The sequence below is a fragment of the Halorubrum sp. Eb13 genome (assembly GCF_002252895.1).
Classification (GTDB): domain Archaea; phylum Halobacteriota; class Halobacteria; order Halobacteriales; family Haloferacaceae; genus Halorubrum.
Window position 1 is genome coordinate 1 of the sequence record NZ_NHPE01000007.1, and the last position, 19,217, is coordinate 19,217.

General features: G+C 71.8%; 18 protein-coding genes and 1 other RNA gene. 12 read left to right on the top strand and 7 right to left on the bottom strand.

Annotation, left to right across the window (positions count from 1 at the left end; translation table 11 throughout):
• Together DJ75_RS00365 and DJ75_RS00370 are read left to right on the top strand one after the other, a co-directional pair.
• Positions 1-1,126, top strand: a 1,126-nt coding sequence (locus DJ75_RS00365; protein WP_141211937.1) for an Hvo_1808 family surface protein, incomplete at its 5' end; no start/stop codon positions are given.
• 112 nt (positions 1,127-1,238) lie between these two features.
• On the top strand, positions 1,239-2,396 hold the full coding sequence (locus DJ75_RS00370) for a nicotinate phosphoribosyltransferase (protein WP_094521902.1): 1,158 nt from the start codon (positions 1,239-1,241) through the stop codon (positions 2,394-2,396).
• Positions 2,397-2,451: 55 nt separating this feature from the next.
• Here the strand turns inward: DJ75_RS00370 and DJ75_RS00375 are convergent, their stop codons facing one another.
• A complete protein-coding gene (locus DJ75_RS00375; RefSeq protein ID WP_094521903.1) occupies positions 2,452-3,054 on the bottom strand; it encodes a TIGR00296 family protein in 603 nt (200 codons plus the stop codon).
• A 275-nt stretch (positions 3,055-3,329) separates the two neighbouring features.
• Between DJ75_RS00375 and rnpB the strand changes: the two genes are divergently transcribed.
• Positions 3,330-3,642, top strand: an RNA gene (rnpB, locus tag DJ75_RS00380) — RNase P RNA component.
• A gap of 259 nt (positions 3,643-3,901) precedes the next feature.
• Here rnpB and DJ75_RS00385 read toward each other — a convergent pair.
• The 4 genes from DJ75_RS00385 to DJ75_RS00400 form a co-directional block, all read right to left on the bottom strand.
• Positions 3,902-4,822 (bottom strand): CPBP family intramembrane glutamic endopeptidase, encoded by a 921-nt coding sequence (locus DJ75_RS00385; RefSeq protein WP_094521904.1) that lies wholly within the window; start codon positions 4,820-4,822, stop codon positions 3,902-3,904.
• Between the two features lie 71 nt (positions 4,823-4,893).
• Entirely contained in the window at positions 4,894-5,439 is a 546-nt protein-coding gene (locus DJ75_RS00390; protein WP_094521905.1) for an NUDIX hydrolase, read from the bottom strand.
• Positions 5,440-5,473: 34 nt separating this feature from the next.
• A complete protein-coding gene (locus DJ75_RS00395; RefSeq protein ID WP_094521906.1) occupies positions 5,474-5,929 on the bottom strand; it encodes a hypothetical protein in 456 nt (151 codons plus the stop codon).
• Between the two features lie 60 nt (positions 5,930-5,989).
• Complete coding sequence (locus DJ75_RS00400) at positions 5,990-7,453, bottom strand: DNA polymerase IV (RefSeq protein ID WP_094521907.1); 1,464 nt, start codon at positions 7,451-7,453, stop codon at positions 5,990-5,992.
• 172 nt (positions 7,454-7,625) lie between these two features.
• On the opposite strand from DJ75_RS00400, the gene DJ75_RS00405 reads away from it, so the two are divergent.
• The 4 genes from DJ75_RS00405 (at position 7,626) to DJ75_RS00420 (ending at position 11,891) form a co-directional block, all read left to right on the top strand.
• Entirely contained in the window at positions 7,626-9,419 is a 1,794-nt protein-coding gene (locus DJ75_RS00405) for a PAS domain S-box protein (protein WP_094521908.1), read from the top strand.
• 115 nt (positions 9,420-9,534) lie between these two features.
• Complete coding sequence (locus tag DJ75_RS00410) at positions 9,535-10,848, top strand: MFS transporter (RefSeq protein ID WP_094521909.1); 1,314 nt, start codon at positions 9,535-9,537, stop codon at positions 10,846-10,848.
• 34 nt (positions 10,849-10,882) lie between these two features.
• Complete coding sequence (locus tag DJ75_RS00415; RefSeq protein WP_094521910.1) at positions 10,883-11,161, top strand: zinc ribbon domain-containing protein; 279 nt, start codon at positions 10,883-10,885, stop codon at positions 11,159-11,161.
• 55 nt (positions 11,162-11,216) lie between these two features.
• A complete protein-coding gene (locus DJ75_RS00420) occupies positions 11,217-11,891 on the top strand; it encodes a phosphate ABC transporter permease (protein ID WP_094521911.1) in 675 nt (224 codons plus the stop codon).
• 54 nt (positions 11,892-11,945) lie between these two features.
• Here DJ75_RS00420 and DJ75_RS00425 read toward each other — a convergent pair whose 3' ends face one another.
• Positions 11,946-12,809: a 3-hydroxyacyl-CoA dehydrogenase family protein gene (locus DJ75_RS00425; protein ID WP_094521912.1), complete on the bottom strand. Its 864-nt coding sequence runs from the start codon at positions 12,807-12,809 to the stop codon at positions 11,946-11,948.
• Positions 12,810-13,130: 321 nt separating this feature from the next.
• On the opposite strand from DJ75_RS00425, the gene DJ75_RS00430 reads away from it, so the two are divergent.
• The 3 genes from DJ75_RS00430 (at position 13,131) to DJ75_RS00440 (ending at position 16,774) form a co-directional block, all read left to right on the top strand.
• Positions 13,131-13,934, top strand: a complete 804-nt coding sequence (locus tag DJ75_RS00430) for a class I fructose-bisphosphate aldolase (RefSeq protein WP_094521913.1) — start codon at positions 13,131-13,133, stop codon at positions 13,932-13,934.
• The gene (locus DJ75_RS00435) at positions 13,934-14,857 is read left to right on the top strand and encodes a class 1 fructose-bisphosphatase (RefSeq protein ID WP_094521914.1); all 924 of its coding nucleotides are present in this window, start codon (positions 13,934-13,936) and stop codon (positions 14,855-14,857) included. Before DJ75_RS00430 ends, DJ75_RS00435 begins: the two co-directional genes overlap by 1 nt.
• A gap of 93 nt (positions 14,858-14,950) precedes the next feature.
• A complete protein-coding gene (locus DJ75_RS00440) occupies positions 14,951-16,774 on the top strand; it encodes an acyl-CoA carboxylase subunit beta (RefSeq protein ID WP_094521915.1) in 1,824 nt (607 codons plus the stop codon).
• Between the two features lie 28 nt (positions 16,775-16,802).
• Here the strand turns inward: DJ75_RS00440 and DJ75_RS00445 are convergent, their stop codons facing one another.
• The gene (locus DJ75_RS00445) at positions 16,803-17,351 is read right to left on the bottom strand and encodes a DedA family protein (protein WP_094521987.1); all 549 of its coding nucleotides are present in this window, start codon (positions 17,349-17,351) and stop codon (positions 16,803-16,805) included.
• A gap of 160 nt (positions 17,352-17,511) precedes the next feature.
• Here DJ75_RS00445 and DJ75_RS00450 point away from each other — a divergent pair, with 160 nt between their 5' ends.
• On the top strand, positions 17,512-18,039 hold the full coding sequence (locus DJ75_RS00450; RefSeq protein ID WP_094521916.1) for a redoxin domain-containing protein: 528 nt from the start codon (positions 17,512-17,514) through the stop codon (positions 18,037-18,039).
• A gap of 73 nt (positions 18,040-18,112) precedes the next feature.
• The gene (gfo6, locus tag DJ75_RS00455; RefSeq protein WP_094521917.1) at positions 18,113-19,213 is read left to right on the top strand and encodes a D-xylose 1-dehydrogenase Gfo6; all 1,101 of its coding nucleotides are present in this window, start codon (positions 18,113-18,115) and stop codon (positions 19,211-19,213) included.
• The last annotated feature ends 4 nt before the right edge of the window (positions 19,214-19,217 follow it).

The following is a 19,217-nucleotide window of genomic DNA, read 5'->3' on the forward strand; positions in this document are numbered from 1 at the left end:
CGACCTCACGCGGCCCCGCTACGCCGGCGCCACGCAGGACGGCGACCTCGCGGTCGACGGCATCGTCGAGGGGGAGGCCGTCCACATCGAGGAGCGCTACGCCGCCCGCTGCGTCGATGCAGGTCCAGTTGGCCGCGCAGCGGGCGGCGGGGGCGGCGGGTCGGCGGCCGACTTCAACTTCGGCATCCTCCAGACCGTGCTCCAGCCGTACTCCGACGGCGCGCTCTACGTCGAGGAACTCGTCGAGGAGGGCGGCTGGGAGGCGGTCAACGAGACGATGACGAACCCGCCGGGGAGCACCGCCGAGGTGATCCACCGGAACCCCGACTACGAGACCCGCAACGTGACGTTCGAGGACACGGCGACCGGCGACTGGGAGACGTACCCCGATCAGGGGGTCGACGGCGCCGAGACGACCGGCGAGGCGTCGATGTTCGTCATGTTCTGGTACCAGAGCCTCGAGTACGGGTACCCGGTGCTCGAGCCCGAGACGAGCGCGGGGGCGAACGTCCGGATCCACACGCAGCCGGACGAGGAGCTCCAGACCCGCGCGAACTACAACTACGCCCACGAGTCGACCGACGGCTGGGCGGGCGACGAGCTCTACCCGTACCGCGCCGGCGACGGCGACGACGCCCGCGACGGGTACGTCTGGGTGACCGAGTGGCAGACGACCGCCGACGCCGCGGACTTCCGCGAGACGTACGTCGAGATGGTAACCGCCCACGGCGACGACGAGTACGAGGCGGGACGGGTGTACGAGATCGACGACGGCGACTTCCCCGGCGCCTACGGCGTCGTCCGAGACGGGACGCGCGTGACGATCGTCCACGCCCCGGAGCCCGGCGGCGTGCTCGAACTGCGCCCCGACGCTGACCTCGCGCCCCCCGCGACCGGGGACGGTGCGAGCGGCGACGGCGGGACGGACGGTGCCGACGGCACGAACGGTGACGACGGGTCGGACGGCGACGACGGAAACGACTCCGGGTCGGACGGCGACGGCCCGGACGGCTCGTCCGGGCCGGACGCCTCGACCGGCGACGAGGCGCCCGGATTCGGGGTCGTCGCCGGCCTCCTCGGGCTGCTGGCGGCGGTGTCGCTGCTCGCCCGCCGGTCGCGGGACTGAGTCGCTCGGCGCGCCGGCGGACGAGTGTCGCCGCGACGCGCGGGCCCGGGACCCGGACCGCGCGGGCCCGGGATCCGGACCGCTTTTGCTCCCGCGCGGGCGTATCCCGTGTATGACCGAGTTCGACATCGTCGACGCGGCCGCGATCCGCGACGGCCGGGCGACGGACGCGTACTTCGAGCGGACAGAGGCCGCGCTGGACCGCGCCGGCCGGAACCCGCGCGTCGTCGCCGAGGTGACCGCCGACCAGTTCCCCGACGGCGACTTCGAGCTGTTCGCCGGGCTGAAGGACGCGCTCGCGCTGTTGGAGGGCCGCGACGTCGACGCCGACGCGATCCCCGAGGGGCGGTTGTTCGACGGCGGCCCGGTGATGCGGATCGAGGGGCCGTACCGGGAGTTCGCGCGGCTGGAGACCTCGCTCTTGGGCTTCCTCTCGCACGCCTCCGGGATGGCGACCGCCGCGCTCGACTGCCGGGCCGCCGCGCCGGAGTCGCAGGTGCTCTCCTTCGGCGCGCGCCACGTGCACCCCTCGATGACGGCGGCGGTGGAGCGGTCCGCGCTCGTGGGCGGGTTCGACGGCTTCTCGCACGTGGCCGCCGGCGACCTGATCGGCCGTGAGGCGTCGGGGACGATGCCGCACGCCCTCTCGATCTGCTTCGGCCGCGGCGAGCAGGAGGCGGCGTGGCGCGCCTTCGATGAGGCCGTCGACGAGTCGGTGCCGCGGATCGCCCTCTGTGACACCTACTCCGACGAGGTGGACGAGACGCTCCGGGCGGTCGCGGCGCTCGGCGACCGGCTGGACGGCGTCCGGCTCGACACCACCGGGTCGCGCCGCGGCGACTTCCGGCACATCGTCCGCGAGGTCCAGTGGGAGCTCGACGCCCGCGGCCACGCCGACGTCGGCGTGTACGTCTCCGGCGGGCTCGAGCCCGCCGACCTCCGCGAGCTCCGCGACGTCGCCGACGGCTTCGGCGTGGGCGGCTACGTCTCCAACGCCGACCCCGTGGACTTCGCGCTCGACCTCGTCGCCGTCGACGGCGAGCCGGCCGCGAAGCGCGGGAAGCTCTCGGGCGCGAAGGCCGTCTACCGCACCGCGGACGGCGCGCACGCGGTGGGACTGGCGGACCGATCGGGGCCCGAGGACGCCGAGTCGCTCATGGGGCCGGCGATCCGCGACGGCGAGGTCGTCGCCGGCGACGCGACCGACCTCGCGGCCGCGGCGGAGCGGGCGCTCGCGGACGCGGAGGCGGTCGGCTACGGGGCGGAGTAGCGGTCGGCTACGGGGCCGACGACCGGAAACGGAGAAGAACAGTCGATTTCGGCCGTTACAGCTCCTCGACGGCGCCGCCGTCGGCGCGCTCTCGGAACACCTGTCCCTCGATGAGCGTCACCATCGTGTCGTCGTCCTCCCAGGCAGTCGGGGAGAGCTTCGCCTTCCGGCAGGCGCGCGAGAGGAACTCGGCGCCGGACCAGCCGTTCTCGACGGGGACCGTCGGGTAGAGCCAGCCGTGCGAGTTGCCGCCGTCGACGGCGACGCCGTGCGTGCCGATCTGCAGGTCGGCGAGGGGGTCGTTCGTGAGCACCGTGTTCGAGACGACGAACACGGAGACGGTGATGTTGTCGAGCTCCTTGGGCTCGACCTCCGAGCCGCAGGAGTCGCCGGAGGCGGCCTTGATGGCGGCCTCGACGATGGCGTGGCCGAGCTGGTCGGACGTTTCCCAGGCGCCCGCGCAGCCGCGGAGGCGGCCGCGGCCTCTCGTGGATTCCAATCGAACGAACGCCCCGGTGCGGGCGTAGAACGCCTCGCGCATGCTGCCGGGTTGTTCACGTTGTCCGTGTCGGACGAACGACTCGACCGCCTCCCGCGCGAGTTCGACCGCTCGTGCACCGTCGTCGTACGACAGCTGAACGGTCTGGGCCTCGGACATGTAGGTCCATTACGTTGCTGACGACTTGAACGCTTCCCTTGCGAACTGATGGCACGATATCTCGCCGGAGCGCCTCGATTTCCCCGGTTCACGCGGCGGGTGGATCCCCGTTCGCCGGCGGGTGGACCCCCGTTCGCCGGCGGTCGAAGCAGCGCTCGTCCTCGGGGTCGCGGCCGCACCCGCCGTCGAATTAGGCCGTCGTTACCGTCGCGGCGCGCTCGGGACCCCCGCTCCGACCGGATCGCTTATTCGCGGTCGCGGGCAACGTCGACCCGGACAGAGGGAGCCCGACTCCCGTGCCTCTGGCATGAGGAAAGTCCCCCCACCGGCCGGACGGGCGACCGGGCACACGCCCGGAGTCGGAGACGGCTGGCTCTGGAACAGCAACGACACCCCCCGCCCCGACCCGTGATTCGCGCGAACCGACCCGCGAGGGAAGGGAGTTAACCCGAGGAGGATCGACGGGTGGGAACGGATGGAACGGCGAATCCTCGCCGGTGCAAGTCCGCGCCATAAGGTAGTCCGGCCACGGCGCGGACGCTTAGCCGAATGTCGGGACGAACCGAAGGGGGCTTACTCCCCTCAGTCCGCTTCTACTCGGTAGTTGCAGATGTTCTGGTTGTTTATAACCGGTTGTCGACTGCGTATCGGTGAACACCTCCAAGGCCCCAGTCGCGACGGCTCGCGACAGCGAGGCGCTTCGCGCCTCTGTCAGAGGGACCTTCGGTCCCTCGCTACTCGCGGGCCGGCGGCCCGCTCGGAGGCGCGCGCCACCGCACTGCCGGTCGCTTATAAATACCTCGTCGTCGCCGTCGGCGGTCCGAAACGCTCCCTGTCGCTCGTCTTTTTAAATGGGGAGCAGCGCCGCGCCGCCGCCGGCCGCCTCCTGAATCTCGTCGCCGTAGGCGATCGAGATGTACAGGATGGTGAAGATGACGGCGTTGTGGAGGCCGTGAAGCAGCGCCGGGACGACGAGGTTCTCGGTGTACTCGTACACCGCGCCGAAGACGATGCTCGGGAGGAAGAGGATGGCGATGGTGGTGAGCCGCGCGGAGGCGCCGCCGGTCAGCGCCATCACGTGGACGGCGGCGAAGATCGCGGAGGCGATGAGGATCGCGGGCGCCGGCGACAGCGACTCCCGGAGCCGTCCCTGGACGACGCCGCGGTACAGGATCTCCTCGGAGGGGCCGATCACGAGGAACGAGGCCGCGATGAGGAGCGGGATGATCGCGGGGTTCCGCATCGCCAGCTCCGCGCTCTGGTTCGAGGCGGCCTCGGTCCCGAGCTGCTGGATCACGATCGAGACGACGATGATCGTGACGAGGATGAGCGCCCAGCTCCCGACGATCAGGCCGATCTCCTTCAGGCTCGGGCGCCGCACGCCGAGGTACGCGACGATCCCGGACCGGTCGAGCCCGCGCCACGCGAGGTAGCCGAGCGCCAGCCCGCCGAACGCGACGTACTGGCCCAAAACGAGCGTGATAACGAGGGTCACGGCGAGCGGGAGCCCGCCCGTCACCGCGTTGAGACCGAGCACCACGCCCCCGCTGGCGAGGGCGATCGCGGGGCCGAGCGCCCCCAAGAGCAGGGCCGTGACGATCGCGATCCCGACGCCGCGGCCGTCGGACCCGTCGGACGCCGTCGGCGAGGCGGTGCCGTCGGCGGTCGCCGGCCCGTCGCCGGTCGCGGCCGAGCCGTCCGCCGGCTCGCCGCCGTCGGGAGCGCTCGACTCCCGTCGCGTCCCGTCGTCGCTGGAGGGGTCAGGCATTACCCGGCGTACGGGCCGACGCATAATAGGGCTGTTCGTGCGCCGCGCTCGCGACCCCCCGGAAGCCCCCGTCAGCGGTGCAGCAGCTCGTACCAGAGCACGGCGGTCACGGCCCGCCCGTCGCGGAGCCCCTCGTCGACGACCGCTTCGAGCAGGTCGTCGTACGGGACCGTCTCGACCGCGATCGACTCGTTGTGGTCGAGGTCGCGCTCGGCGGTGGGTTCACACCCCGTCGCGAGGAAGTGGTGGTGGACCGAGTCCGCCATCCCGTTCGTCGGCTCCACCGACGTCAGGCGCTCGAAGGCGTCGGCCTCGTACCCCGTCTCCTCGGCGAGCTCGCGGGCGGCGGCGCGTTCGAGGTCGTCGGCGTCCGCCGACTCGACCGTCCCGGCGGGGATCCCGCGGTTGACGCGGCCGACCGCCTGCCGCCACTCGTCGATCACGACGACGTCGCCGTCGGGGGTCAGCGGGAGCACCACGACCGCCGGCGGCTCGTCGACGTAGTGGAACCCGTCCGTCTCGCCGTCCGGGAAGCGCACCTCGTCGCGGCGCACGTCGAAGCCGGGGCAGCGGTAGTCGATGTCGGTGTCGAGCGTCTCCCACGACAGATCGTCCATGCGTCGGAGTCGGCGCTCGGGCACCTAAATCCCCTCACTCGGACGGGGCCTCACCGCTTCGGGACCGAAGCGCCTCCGCGGCTCGGGCCGCGGCCGCGCCGCCGACCCACGCGAGCGTCCCCAGGACCACGGCCTCGACGCCGACGAAGGCGAGCCCGTCGGGTCCGACGAGCGCGGCGACGCGCTCGCCGAGGGGCCGCCCCGAGAGGCCCAGCAGGTAGTGGTCCGCGTTGTACCCGAGGAGCGCGCCGTAGACGGACGCCCACGCCAGCGCCAGCCCGGCCCGTCGATAGGCGAGGACCGCGGCCGCGAGGACGCCGACGACCGCGGCGTCGCCCGCGAGGAACACGACCCCGCCGGAGACCTCGAACGCCCCGACCGCGTAGGCGGCGAAGACGGCGAGGAAGAGCAGCGGCGGGACGAGGAGCCGATACCGACGCGGCGAGCCGTTCCGGTTCGAGCCGAGGAGGACGCGGCGAGCGAGGGACACGCCTCCGAATCGCCGCGCTCGCCTGATAAATCCACGCGCCGATTCCGGCGCCGGAGGGTCTCACCCCCAGTCGCCGAGCGACGCCTGCCCGTCGCCGCGCTCGCTCGCCCGTCGGTCTCGGGCCTCGTCGGTCTCGCCCTCGTCCTCGGCGCCCGGCTCGCCGTCCACCCAGTCGGTGAGCTTCCCGCCGTCGCCGCCGCCTGCGGCCGACCCGGTCCCCGTCCCGCGGGCGCGGTCGCCGGCGCTCGTCCCCCCGCTCCCGCCGGCGCTCGTCCCCCCGCTCACGCCGGCGCTCGTTCCCTCGCCGTCGCCCGGATCGAACCCACCGAGGGTCGCCTGGTCGCTCTCGGCGAAGTCGAGGTTGGAGACCCGCACGCCCAGCTTTCTGACCCGGTCTCCGTCGAACTCCCCGAGGAGGTCGAACGCGACCGACTCCACGAGGTCGGGGTCGTCGACCGGACCGGGGAGGCTCCGCGCCCGCGTGTTGACATCGTAGGGCGGCTCGACCGCCTTGATCCCGATGGTGCGGTAGAGGCAGCCCCGCTCGCGGGCCCGACGGGCCACGTCCGCCGCCAGCGCCGCCACCGTCTCGCGCTTCGTCTCCCGGTCGGCGGTCGGCGACAGCGACGACTCCCGCGAGAGGCTCTTGGGGAGCCCGGTCGGCGTGACCTCCCGGTCGTCGTCGCCGCGGGCGCGCCGGTGGAGCTCCGGGCCGCGCTCCCCCAGTTCGTCGGCGAGTCCGTCGGGGTCGGCCGCGGCGAGGTCGGCGGCGGTCTCGATCCCCATCTCGGCGAGCGTCCGCTCCGTCACGGGGCCGACGCCGTGGATCTCGGCGGTCGGTAGCGGCGCGAGGAAGGACTCGACAGAACCGGGCGGCACGACGACGAGCCCGTCCGGCTTGTCGGCGTCGCTGGCGACTTTCGCGGTCGACATGTTCGGCGCCACGCCGACGCTCGCGGGCACCCCGGCCTCCCGCTCGATGCGCTCCTTGACGTGCCGGGCGTACCCCTCCGCGAGGGTACGCGCCTCGGCGGGGCCGGCCGCGGCGCTCTCCCCCTCCGCGGCGTCCCACGCGGTCCGGTCGGTGACGTCGAGGTACGCCTCGTCGACGCTCACCTCGCGGAGCGTGTCGGCGCAGTCCCGGAGGACGGCCTTCACGTCGCCCGCGACTTCCTTATAAAATCCGAGGTCGACGGGCAGGTACCGGCCGGCCGCCTCGGGGTCCGGCGCGTCCGGGTCGTCCGGGTCGGCGTCGGCGCGGCGGGGGAGCAGGTCGAGCGCCTCGGAGATCGGCATCGCGCTCTCGACGCCGAACGCGCGGGCCTCGTAGCTCGCGGTCGCGACGGCGCCGACCGTCTCACCGTCCTCGTACCCCATCCCGACGACGACGGGTTCGCCCGCGAGTTCTGGTCGCCGCAGGCGCTCGCAGGAGGCGTAAAAGCAGTCCATGTCGACGTGGAACACGACGCGGTCGCTCCCGTCCGCCTCGTCGGTCGCCGTCCCGGGGAGCGTGCCGCCCGCCATCGCCCGACCGTCCGCGCCGCGCCGACTTAACGATCAGCCACGCGCGGCGGCAGTGGAACCGGTCGGTCGGGCGACCGACCCTCAGCCGCGCCCCGACCGGCCCCCTCGCTCCGTACTCAGAACTGATACCCGGGGCGACATCCGTTTATGAGTCGGCGACGTATCCGCCCGCATGCCCGAACGGATCGACGTGTTACACGTCGACGACGACCCCTCCGTGCTCGACCTCACGGAGGCGTACCTCGAACGCGAACTGGACGATGTCGCGGTAACGAGCGTCACGGCGGCGGCGGACGCCCTCGACGAGCTCGACGGCGGGCGGTTCGACTGCATCGTCAGCGACTACGACATGCCCGGCATGGACGGGCTGGAGTTCTTCGACCGGCTCCGCGAGACGGACCGCTCGATCCCCTTCGTGCTGTACACCGGGAAGGGGAGCGAGGAGATCGCGAGCCGCGCGCTCAACGCTGGCGTCACCGGCTACTTCCAGAAGGGAGGCCCGGAGCAGCTCCGACGGCTCGCGAACCGAGTCCACCAGGCTGTCGACGAGCACCGCACTCGGGAGATCGCGGACCGCTACTCGACGGTCATCGACGCGCTCGGCTATCCCGTGTACGTCGTCGACGAGACCGGAACGTTCGAGTTCGTCAACGAGCCGTTCGCGGAGCTGACCGGCTACGACGTCGAGGAGATCGTCGGAAGCACGCCCGGACTTATAAAAGGCGACGACGCGGTCGCCGAGTCCGAGGACCGGCTCGGAACCATCCTCTCCAGCACCGGTCCGGACATCCAGCGGTTCCGGGTCGACATCGAGCCGAAGCAGGGGGAGCCGATCCCCTGTCGGGACCACATGGCGGCGCTGCCGTACGACGGCGACTGCTTCGAGGGGAGCGTCGGCATCCTGCGCGACGTCTCGGACGAGGTGGAGCGGCGCGAGGAGCTGGAGACGAAGACCCGCGCGCTCGACGAGGCGCCGGTCGGTATCACCATCACCGACCCCGACCGCACGGACAACCCGATGGAGTACGTCAACGACCGGTTCGTCGAGATGACCGGCTACGACCGCGAGGAGTCGATCGGGGTCAACTGCCGGTTCCTACAGGGTCCGGACACCGACGAGGAGTCGGTCGCGCAGCTCCGCGAGGCGATCGAGGCGGAGGAGCCCGCTAGCGTCGAACTCCTGAACTACCGGAAGGACGGGACCGAGTTCTGGAACCGCGTCAGCGTCGCGCCGATCCGCGGCGCGAACGGGCGCGTCACCGAGTGGGTCGGCTTCCAGCAGGACATCACGGCGTTCAAGCAGCGCGAGGCGGCGCTCGAACGACAGAACGAGCGGCTCGACTCCTTCGCGAGCATCGTCTCGCACGACCTCCGGAACCCGCTCAACGTCGCGCAGGGTCGCCTCGACCTGGCGCGGACGATGGCGGACGAGGGCGCCGAACACCTCGACGCCGCGGCCGACGCGCTCGACCGCATCGAGTCCATCGTCGAGCACACCCTCACGCTCGCCCGCGACGGGGAGACCGTCGGCGACCCCGAGCCGGTGTCGGTCGCGGGCGTCGCCGCGGACGCTGGGGAGACGGTCGACACCGAGTCCGCCGAGCTGACGGTCGAGACCGACCGGGAGGTGCTCGCCGACCCCGACCGACTCCGGAACCTCTTCGAGAACCTCGTCCGGAACGCCGTGGAGCACGGCGGGTCGGACGTCTCGATCCGCGTCGGCGACCTCGACGACGGCTTCTACGTCGCCGACGACGGCCCGGGGATCCCCGGGGACGTCGCCGGCGATCTCTTCGAGCCCGGCCGGACCGGCGTTGAGGGCAACACCGGCTTCGGGCTGGCGATCGTCCAAGAGATCGCCACCGCGCACGGCTGGGCCGTCGCGGCGACCGAGTCCGCCGAGGGCGGCGCGCGCTTCGAGGTCCGCGGGATCGAGCGCCGACAGCCGCCGGTGCCCGAATCGTAGCGGCCGACGCTCACCGTCGACGGATCGTCCCGGCTCTCCCGGCTGGACCGCCCGGAACCGGAACGACTCCCGCCGTTCGCAAACACCTTTGTGGTCCCGACCGAAGCGGAGGGAAATGGGGACGCTCTCCGGCATCGCCGACACCGACCGGCGAGTCATCGTGCTCGCGCTCGCCCGGATGGTTGGGGCCGCCGGCAACTCCTTCCTCATCGTCGTGCTGCCGCTGTACATCGCGAGCGACCTGATCGACGTCAGCGCGCTCCTCGGGACCGAGGTCGGGGTGGGCGCGGCGGCGGTCACGGTGACCGAGCCGCTCCTCATCGGGATCGTCCTCTCGCTTTTCGGCTTCCTCAACAGCCTCTCGCAGCCGATTACCGGGCGGCTCTCGGACCGGATAGGGGTCCGTCGCCCGTTCGTGCTGATCGGGATCCTCCTCTTGGGCACCGCGAGCGGGCTCTACACGGTCGTGACCGTCTACTGGCAGCTCGTCGTCCTGCGGGCGATCCAGGGGTTCGGCGCGGCGCTGATCATCCCCGCGACGGTCGCGTTAGTCAACGAGTACGCGTCGGCCGACGCCGACCGCGGCGGCAACTTCGGCGTGTACAACACCTTCCGGCTGATCGGGTTCGGCTTCGGTCCGGTGCTGGCCGGCGCCGTCGTCGAGGCGGGCCCGTACGACCTCTCGCCGATCGGCCTCCCCGTGATCGACGGCTTCGACGCCGCCTTCGCCGCCGCCTGCGGCGGGGCGTACCTCAGCTTCGCCCTCGTCTTCCTGCTCGTCCGCGACGCGGCCGAGTCCAGCGAGGCGAGCGACGACCTCTCGATCCGCGTGCGCGGCGAGGACCGCCTGCTCGACCCCGTCTTCGCGCTGGGGCTGGCGACGGTGGCGATGGGGATGTGCATCGCGCTGTTCGCGACGCTCCAGAACCAGGTGAACGTCCGGCTCGACCAGGCGCCGGTGTGGTTCGGGCTCCAGTTCGCGGCCGTCACGATCGCGAACGTGCTCCTGCAGGTGCCCGTCGGGCAGGCCAGCGACCGGATCGGGCGCCGGCCGTTCCTGCTCGCCGGCTTCGTCCTCCTCGTCCCGACGACGCTGCTGCAGGGGATCGTCACCGACCCGGTCGTGATGACGCTCGTCCGGCTGGCGCAGGGGGTCGCCGTCGCGTGCGTCTTCGCGCCGTCGCTCGCGCTCGCCGGCGACCTCGCGCGGGAGGGCGAGTCGGGGACGACGCTGTCGGTGCTCACGATGGGGTTCGGCTTCGGCGTCGCGCTCGGTCCCCTCGCGTCCGGCTGGCTCGTCGGCTTCGGGTTCGTCGTCCCCTTCGCGGTCGGCGCGGGGCTCGCGGTCGTCGCGTTCGCCGCGGTCGTGACGCAGGTCGAGGAGACGCTCGGCGCGAGCGACGACGCCGGCGCGGCCGCGGCGGACTGACGTATATAAGTAACCGTCGTCCGAACGACCGCTCGTGTCGAACGACCGCGTCCGCTGCGTCGACTGCCGGGAGCCGATCGCGAGCGACGCCCGGGTCTGCCCCCACTGCGAGGCGGTCCAGCCGTCGCCGCTCGTCGACGTCGGGGTGGCCGTCGCCGGCGTCTTCGCGTTCGCCTTCGGCCTGCTCCTCTCGATGTTGACGATCGGGACGAGCCGGCTGCTCGGCTTCCTGCTGCTCGTCGTCGGCTTCGGCCTCGCCGTCGGCGGCTACACGCGCCACGTGGACCGTCAGGCGGGGCGGCGGGCGCGGTGAGACCGACGCGCTCGGGCCGGCGGCTTTTATCCGTCGCCGTCGAAAAGGCGGACGTATGCTCACCCCAGTCAACGCCGGACTCGTCTTCGCGGGACTGCTCCTCGCGTTCGTCGGCGCCGCGGTCTCCGTCTACGCCGTCACGCTGACCGGCCTGCTCGTCGGCGGCGGCGCGGGCTACCTCGCCGCGCCGAGCCTCGCCGGAGTCATCGCCGTCGACGGGCTGGTCCTGACCGGCGTCGCGGTCGCGATCGGCGCCGCGGTCGGCGGCTTCCTCGCGTACGCCGGGCTCTCCTTCGCCGTCGTCGCCATCGGCGGGCTGGTCGGCGGTTTCGCCGGTCGCTTCGCGGTCGGCCCGCTGTACGCCGCCGACGCGGCCGGGGTCGAGGGGACGCTGCTGCTCGTCGGCGCGACGCTCGCGGGCGTCGCGGTCGGCGCGCTGTTCGGGTTCGTCCTGAGCCGGACGACGCTCGTCGTCTCGACGGCGTTCATCGGCGCGGCGTTCGCGTCGCGCTCGCTCACGCCGGCGACGCTGGACGCGGCCGCCGCCGGACCGTCGGTCGAACCGCTCCTGTTCGACGTCACCGCGCCGGCCTTCCTGGCCGTCTTCGCCCTCGGCGCGCTCTCGCAGCTCGGGCTGTTCCGGTTCGGCTACGTGACGAAGCTCGTCGGGCTCCTCCCCGGCGCCCGCCGGTGGACGGCCGACGACGACCGGACGGCGAAGGGCGCCTGAGCCGGGGTCCCGCCGGCCGCCCCGTCTCCCTCGTCGCCTCTCCCTCGTCGCCTCCTACTCGTCGCCGTACTCGTAGAACCCGCGTCCCGTCTTCTTCCCGAGGTCGCCGGCCTCAACCTTGCGCTTGACGAGGTACGCCGGCTTGTAGCGGTCGCCGAGCTCGGCGTGCAGCGTCTCGCTGGCGTCTAACACGACGTCGAGCCCGATGTGGTCGGCGAGCTCTAAGGGCCCCATCGGGACGTTCGTCCCGAGCTTCATCCCGCGGTCGATGTCGGCCTTGTCGGCGACGCCCTCGTCGAAGGCGCGGACCCCCTCGTTGATCCACGGCATCAGGATCCGATTCGTGACGAAGCCGGGCTTGTCGTCGGACTCCCACGTCTCCTTGCCCAGGTCCGCGGCGAAGGCGTGCGCGAACTCGACGACCGCGTCCGCGGTGCGCTCCCCGACGACGACCTCCACGCCGTCCATGATCGGGACCGGGTTCATGAAGTGGAGTCCGATCACGTCGCTCGCGCGGTCCGTGGCGCTCGCGATGGTCGTGACCGACAGCGTCGAGGTGTTCGTCGCGAGGACGACGTCGTCGTCGGTCACCTCGTCGAGGTCGGCGAACACGTCGCGTTTCACGTCCATGTCCTCGACCGCCGCCTCGACGACGACGTCCGCGGCCGCGAGGTCGTCGAGGTCGGTGGTGCCCGCGATCCGGTCGCGGATCGCCTCGGGGGCCTCGTCGAGGGCGCCCTTCGACGCCAGCCGGTCGAGGCTGTCCGCGACGCTGTCGAGGCCGCGCTCCACGTACTCGTCGTCGATGTCGCGCATCACGACCCCGTAGCCGGCGGTCGCGGCGACCTGCGCGATCCCGTTGCCCATCGTACCGGCCCCCACCACGCCGATGACGTCGATGTCGGATAGCTCCCGCATAGGGGTCGCTGTCGCGCCGCGGGTGGTAAGTATTGCGTCTCCGCGACCGGAGCGTGCCGGTTCCGCGACCGCGGCGTGCTGATCCCACGACCGGGGCGTGCCGGTTCCGCGACCGCAACGTGTCGGCTCTGCGGCGGATACCGTCGCGCTCGACCGCCGTTCGTTGCGAACGACTGATAATTAACTATCTGAGTAGTAATTCTATTTGTCTCGAATCCGCCCCTGAGCGGAGCGACACACGCGGAGCGCGTCGAATTCGTTTCTTTACGTCCGCCGAAACGACCATAGCGTTTTTTATCGATGTAACGGGAGTACGAACTGATGCTTCCTCACGCCGCCGACAATATCTCGCGGGACGGCAAGTCGCTGATCCTCGCGTACGACCACGGGATCGAGCACGGACCGGTCGACTTCGAACCGAACCCCGACACGGCGGACCCCCGGCGGATATTCGAGCTCGCTACCCACGAGGCGGTCACCTCGCTGGCCGTTCAGAAGGGGCTCGCCGAGGCGTACTACCCCGACTACGAGGACGAGGTGAACCTCCTGTTGAAGCTCAACGGGACCTCGAACCTCTGGATGGGCGAGCCCGACAGCGCGGTCAACTGCACCGCCGAGTACGCGGCCGGACTCGGCGCGGACGCGATCGGATTCACCGTCTACGGGGGTTCGAACCACGAGGTCGAGATGGCCGAGGAGTTCCGGGAGGCACAGGAGGGCGCCCGCGAACACGACATGGGCGTCGTCATGTGGTCATACCCCCGCGGACAGGGGCTCCGCAACGACGGGAGCCCGGACGTGATCTCGTACGGCGCGCGGCTCGGCCTCGAGCTCGGCGCCGACGTGGTGAAGGTGAAGTACCCCGGTTCCCCCGAGGCGATGGGCCACGCCGTCGAGATGGCCGGTCCCGCCGACGTCGTGATGTCCGGCGGGACGATGCGCGACGACGAGGAGTTCCTCCGGAACGTCTCGAACGCCATCGACGCGGGCGCCACCGGGATCGCGGTCGGCCGGAACGTCTTCCAGCGCGACGAGCCCGAGCGGATCCTCGACGCGCTGGAGGCCGTGATCTTCCGAGAGGCCGACCCGGTCGAGGCGCTGGCCGCCGCCGAGAGCGCGGACTGATGAGCGACCCCGCCTCGGACCGCGACGCGGACCCGACCGTCGAGGCCGTCTTCGACGCGGTCGCCGAGACGGCCCCGGAGATCCGCGCCGCGCTCCCCGGCCGCCGCGTCGAGAGCGGGACGGACAACCCCTCGGGCGAGTCGGTGCTGGCCGGCGACCTGTACGCCGACGAGCTGCTCGGCGAGGCGATCACCGCGGTCGACGGCGTCGGCTCGTTCGTCAGCGAGGAACGCGAGGCCGCCGTCGACGCCGGCGGGGCGGTCGGCGAGGGCGCCTACGCGGTCGCGATCGACCCCCTCGACGGCTCGTCGAACCTCCGGTCGAACAACGCGATGGGCACGGTGGTCGGGATCTACGACGCCCCGCTGCCCGCCACCGGGCGCGACCTCGTCGCCGCCGGCTACGTGCTGTACGGCCCGATCACGACGATGGTCGTCGCCGACGACGCCGGCGTCCGCGAGGAGGTCGTCGAGGCCGACCCCGACGGCGACGGCGGTAGCGACGACGGCCACGCGGTCTCCCGTTCGGTGGTCGAAGACGACCTGCACCTCCCCGACGACCCCCTCGTCTACGGGTTCGGCGGGCGCGTCCCCGACTGGCCCGACGCGTTCACCGCCTTCGCGCGCGAGATCGAAGACGAGCTGAAGCTCCGGTACGGCGGCGCCATGGTCGGCGACGTGAACCAGGTGCTCACCTACGGCGGGATCTTCGCGTACCCCGCCCTCGTCGACGCGCCGGACGGGAAGCTCCGGCTCTCCTTCGAGGCGAACCCGATCGCCTACATCGTCGAGCGCGCCGGCGGGGCCGCCACGGACGGCGAAATCGACATCCTCGACGTCGAGCCCGAGGGCGTCCACGACCGCGTGCCGCTGTACGTCGGCAACGAGGAGTTGGTCGAGCGGTTGAAGACGGCGCTGGACTGACCCGGTCGGCTCGCGGCCCGTTTGCACCGATCCGTCGGTCGCCGCCGGACTTGCATGGAAAACTGTTTAGGATCCACCGCAAATCTTGCGCCCATGAAAGTCCACGTCGGCGCGGCGGCGACGCCCGAGGAGGCCGAGGCGATCGCGCGATCGCTCGCCGAGCATCTCGGTGTCGACGTCGACGTCCACGTCGGTGAGAGCGACGAGCCCGCCGCGAGCGCCGCGCCGCCCGAGACGGCGTACCCCCTCGACGACGACCTCGGACCGACCGACCGCGAGCGCGACCTCCGGGCCGAGATCGACGACATCCTGGAAGGCGGCCCGGAGAAGTACCGCGAGCGGCTCCCCGAGCAGGGGAAGCTGTTCGTCCGCGACCGCCTCGACCTCTGGTTCGGCGGCGAGGGCGGGACGCGCGGCGCGGGCGACGCGAGCGCGACCGACGGCGACCCGGCGGGGCTCCACTTCGAGGACGGGAAGTTCGCGGCGTTCGACGACTGGCACCCGAACGCGCCGAACCGCGACGGCGACGCCGACGGCGACGGATCCGACGACGCCGGCGGCGACCGGCTCCCGGGCGACGGCCTGCTCACCGGCGCCGCCGAGTTCGAGGGGCGCGACGTCCACTTCATGGCCAACGACTTCACGGTGAAGGCGGGGTCGATGGCGGCGAAGGGCGTCGAGAAGTTCCTCCGGATGCAACAGCGGGCCCTGAAGACGGGCAAGCCGGTGCTCTACCTGATGGACTCCTCCGGCGGGCGGATCGACCAGCAGAGCGGCTTCTTCGCCAACCGCGAGGGGATCGGGAAGTACTACTACAACCACTCATTGCTGTCGGGCGCGGTCCCGCAGATCTGCGTCCTCTACGGCCCCTGTATCGCCGGCGCCGCCTACACGCCCGTCTTCGCCGACTTCACCGTGATGGTCGAGGGGATGTCCGCGATGGCGATCGCCTCGCCGCGGATGGTGAAGATGGTCACCGGCGAGGAGATCGAGATGGCGGACCTGGGCGGCCCCCGCGTCCACGCCGAGGAGTCCGGGTCGGCGGACCTGGTCGCCCGCGACGAGGAGCACGCCCGCGAGCTCGTCGCCGACCTGATCGGCTACCTCCCCGACGCCGCCGGCGAGAAGCCTCCGCAGCGCGAGACGAAGCCGCCGAAGCTCCCGCCCGAGGGGATCGACGAGCTGATCCCCGAGTCGCCGAATCGCCCGTACGACGTCCGCGACCTGCTCGACCGGATCGCCGACGCGGAGTCCGTCTTCGAGCTGAAGGAGGGGTACGGCCCGGAGATCGTCACGGCGTTCTGCCGGATCGACGGGCGCCCCGTCGGCGTCGTCGCCAACCAGCCGACGGAGCGGTCGGGCGCCATCTTCCCGGACGCCGCGGAGAAGGCCGCCGAGTTCATCTGGACCTGCGACGCCTACGAGATCCCCCTGTTATACCTCTGTGACACGCCGGGATTCATGGCCGGCTCGCAGGTCGAGAAGGACGCGATCCTCGAGAAAGGCAAGAAGATGATCTACGCCACCTCCTCCGCGACGGTACCAAAACAGACCGTCGTCACCCGGAAGGCGTACGGCGCGGGGATCTACGCGATGGGCGGGCCCGCCTACGACCCGGAGAGCGTGATCGGGCTCCCCTCCGGTGAGATCGGCATCATGGGGCCGGAGGCCGCGATCAACGCCGTCTACGCGCGGAAGCTCGCCGAGATCGACGACCCCGAGGAGCGCGCCGAGACCGAGGCGCGGCTCCGCGAGGAGTACCGGGAAGACATCGACGTCCACCGGATGGCCAGCGAGGTCGTCATCGACGAGATCGTCCCCCCGTCGACGCTCCGCGAGGAGCTCGCGGCCCGGTTCGCGTTCTACGAGGACGTGGAGAAGGACCTGCCGGAGAAGAAGCACGGGACGGTTATTTAAAATCTGACGGGCAGGGCGGCGGACGATGTTATAAGGCCGCGATCCACTCGGCGCCGAGGAGTTCGGTCGCGCTCCCGAACCCGAGCACCACGGCGACGCCGATCGCGAGCAGCGCGCCGACGTACGCGGCGGACCCGACCAGCGACGCCGCGGCGAAGCGCGGGACGGAGACGGACGAGGCGTTCGCGGTCGGCACGGCGAGCCAGCCGCGCGTGCCGGGGACCGCGTTCGACGCCGCCACCGCGGGGAGTCCCCACCGGTCGAACCAGCGGCTCGCGCCGTCGAGGCGGTCCTCGCCGACCGGAACGAGGGGAAGCGACGTGGGGTCGACGTCGAACCGACGGACTGCGACGAAGACGGTCGACTGGCCGACGGTCGCGCCGACCACCGCCGCGGCGAACACCGGCAGGACCGCGATCGCCTCGACGCCGACGGCGACCACGGCGGTCACGAACAGCGTCCGCGCCGGGAGCACCTTCCCGACGAGGGCGCCCTCGAGCGCGAACACGGCGAACACCGCGACGGCCCCGTAGCTGTCGACGAGGGCGAGCGCGGTCGCGGCGTGGGCGCTGAACACGCCTTCCATCGACCGGCTACACGTAAAGCTCTTACACCGTGAGCGGTGCTCTCAGCACTCATGCGTGTATCTAATCCGCTTATCCGACATCTCTCCGGCCTCGGCGGACGCCGAGCGGTCAGGGGTGGGTATTTATCCACCGCGTCCGCACGTGTCACCCATGATAGACGTCGGCCGCAAGGCGCCGGACTTCATCGCCCCCGCGGTCGCGGGCGGGACGGCGACGGAACTGGAGCTGTTCCGGCTCGTCGACGACTGCGACGCCGTCGCGCTCTGCTTCGCGCCGGCGAACTTCGTCCCCACCTGCACGGCCGAGTTCGCGGCGGTGCGGGACGCGGGCTGGCACGACCGCGGCGACCTCGCCGTCGTCGCGCTCACCGGCGACTCGCTGTACGCGGGGTTCGCGTACGCCGACCGGTTCGAACTTCCGTTCCCCGTCGTCTCCGACTTCCACGGCGGGGTCGCCGACTCGTACGACCTGGTCGCGGAGTCGTGGGAGGGGCATTCGCAGATCCCGCGCCGCGCGACCGTCGTCATCGGCGGGGACTGGACCGTCCGGTTCGCCGAGGCGACCGCGGACGCGCTCGACCGCCCGGCCCCCTCGCCCGTCCAGAACGCGACCGCGGCGCTCCGCGACCTCGGCGTCGACGCCGACCGGCCGCGAGTGAACTACGACGGGCCGTGGTGAGGGCGGGCGACGAGGGCTGACGAACCCGCCCGGTCGCCGGGGTTATTTCACGGCCCCGCGCTGACGTCCCGACATGGAAGCCGCCCTCGCGGAGTACCTCGACGAGTTCACGCGCCGGGACTGGGAGACGCTCGATCCGGAGGCCGTCACGGACCCCGTTCGGATCGCCGTCGTCGGCCTCGGCTGGTTCGCCCGCGACTGGGCGCTGCCGGGCATCGCTCGGTCGGCGTACACCGAGGCGACCGTCGTCACCGATATCGACGCCGACGCGGTGAAGACGGTCGCCGCCGAGCGCGACGTAACCGGCGTCACCCCCGAGGAGTTCCGGTCCGGCGCCGCCGCCGACGCGTACGACGCGGTGTACGTCGCGACGCCGAACGCCGCCCACCTGGGGTACGTCCGAGCCGCCGCGGCGCAGGGGAAGGCGGTCCTCTGCGAGAAGCCGCTGGAGGCGACGCCGGACCGCGCGCGCCGGCTCGTCGAGGCGTGCGACGACGCCGACGTACCCCTGATGGTCGGCTACCGGATGCAGACCGACCCCGTCGTCCGGCGGCTCCGCGACCTCCTCGACGGGGGCGTCGCCGGCGACGTGGTCCACGTGCACGCGACGATGTCGCAGACGATGCTCGGCGAACTCGGCGGCGACGCCGACCAGTGGCGGCTCGACCCTGAGCTGTCCGGCGGCTGCGCGCTCATGGACCTCGGCGTCTACCCGATCAATACGACCCGGTTCGCGCTCGGCGAGGACCCGGTTCGCGTGTCGGGCCGGACCCGCTCAGACCACGAGGCGTTCGCCGAAGTGGACGAGCACGCCACCTTCCGGCTGGAGTTCCCGGGCGACGTGGACGCGCTCTGTTCGGTGAGCCAGAACGCGCAGCACGCGAGCCGGCTGGAGGTCACCGGCACGGAGGCGAGGCTGATCGTAGACCCGGCCTTCTACGAGCGGGAGGACCGCGGGTTCGCCGTCGTCCGCGACGGCGCCCGTGTCGACGTCGACTTCGAGCAGGTCCACCAGATCGAAGAGGAGTTCGCCTACTTCGGCCATCAGCTGTTGGCGGGCGAGCCGTTCCATCCGGACGGCGAACACGCTCTCACGGACGTGCACGCGCTCGACGGGATCTACGAGTCGGCGGAGACCGGGCGGCCGGTGGCGCTCGGCGACGACGCGGCCTGAGCCC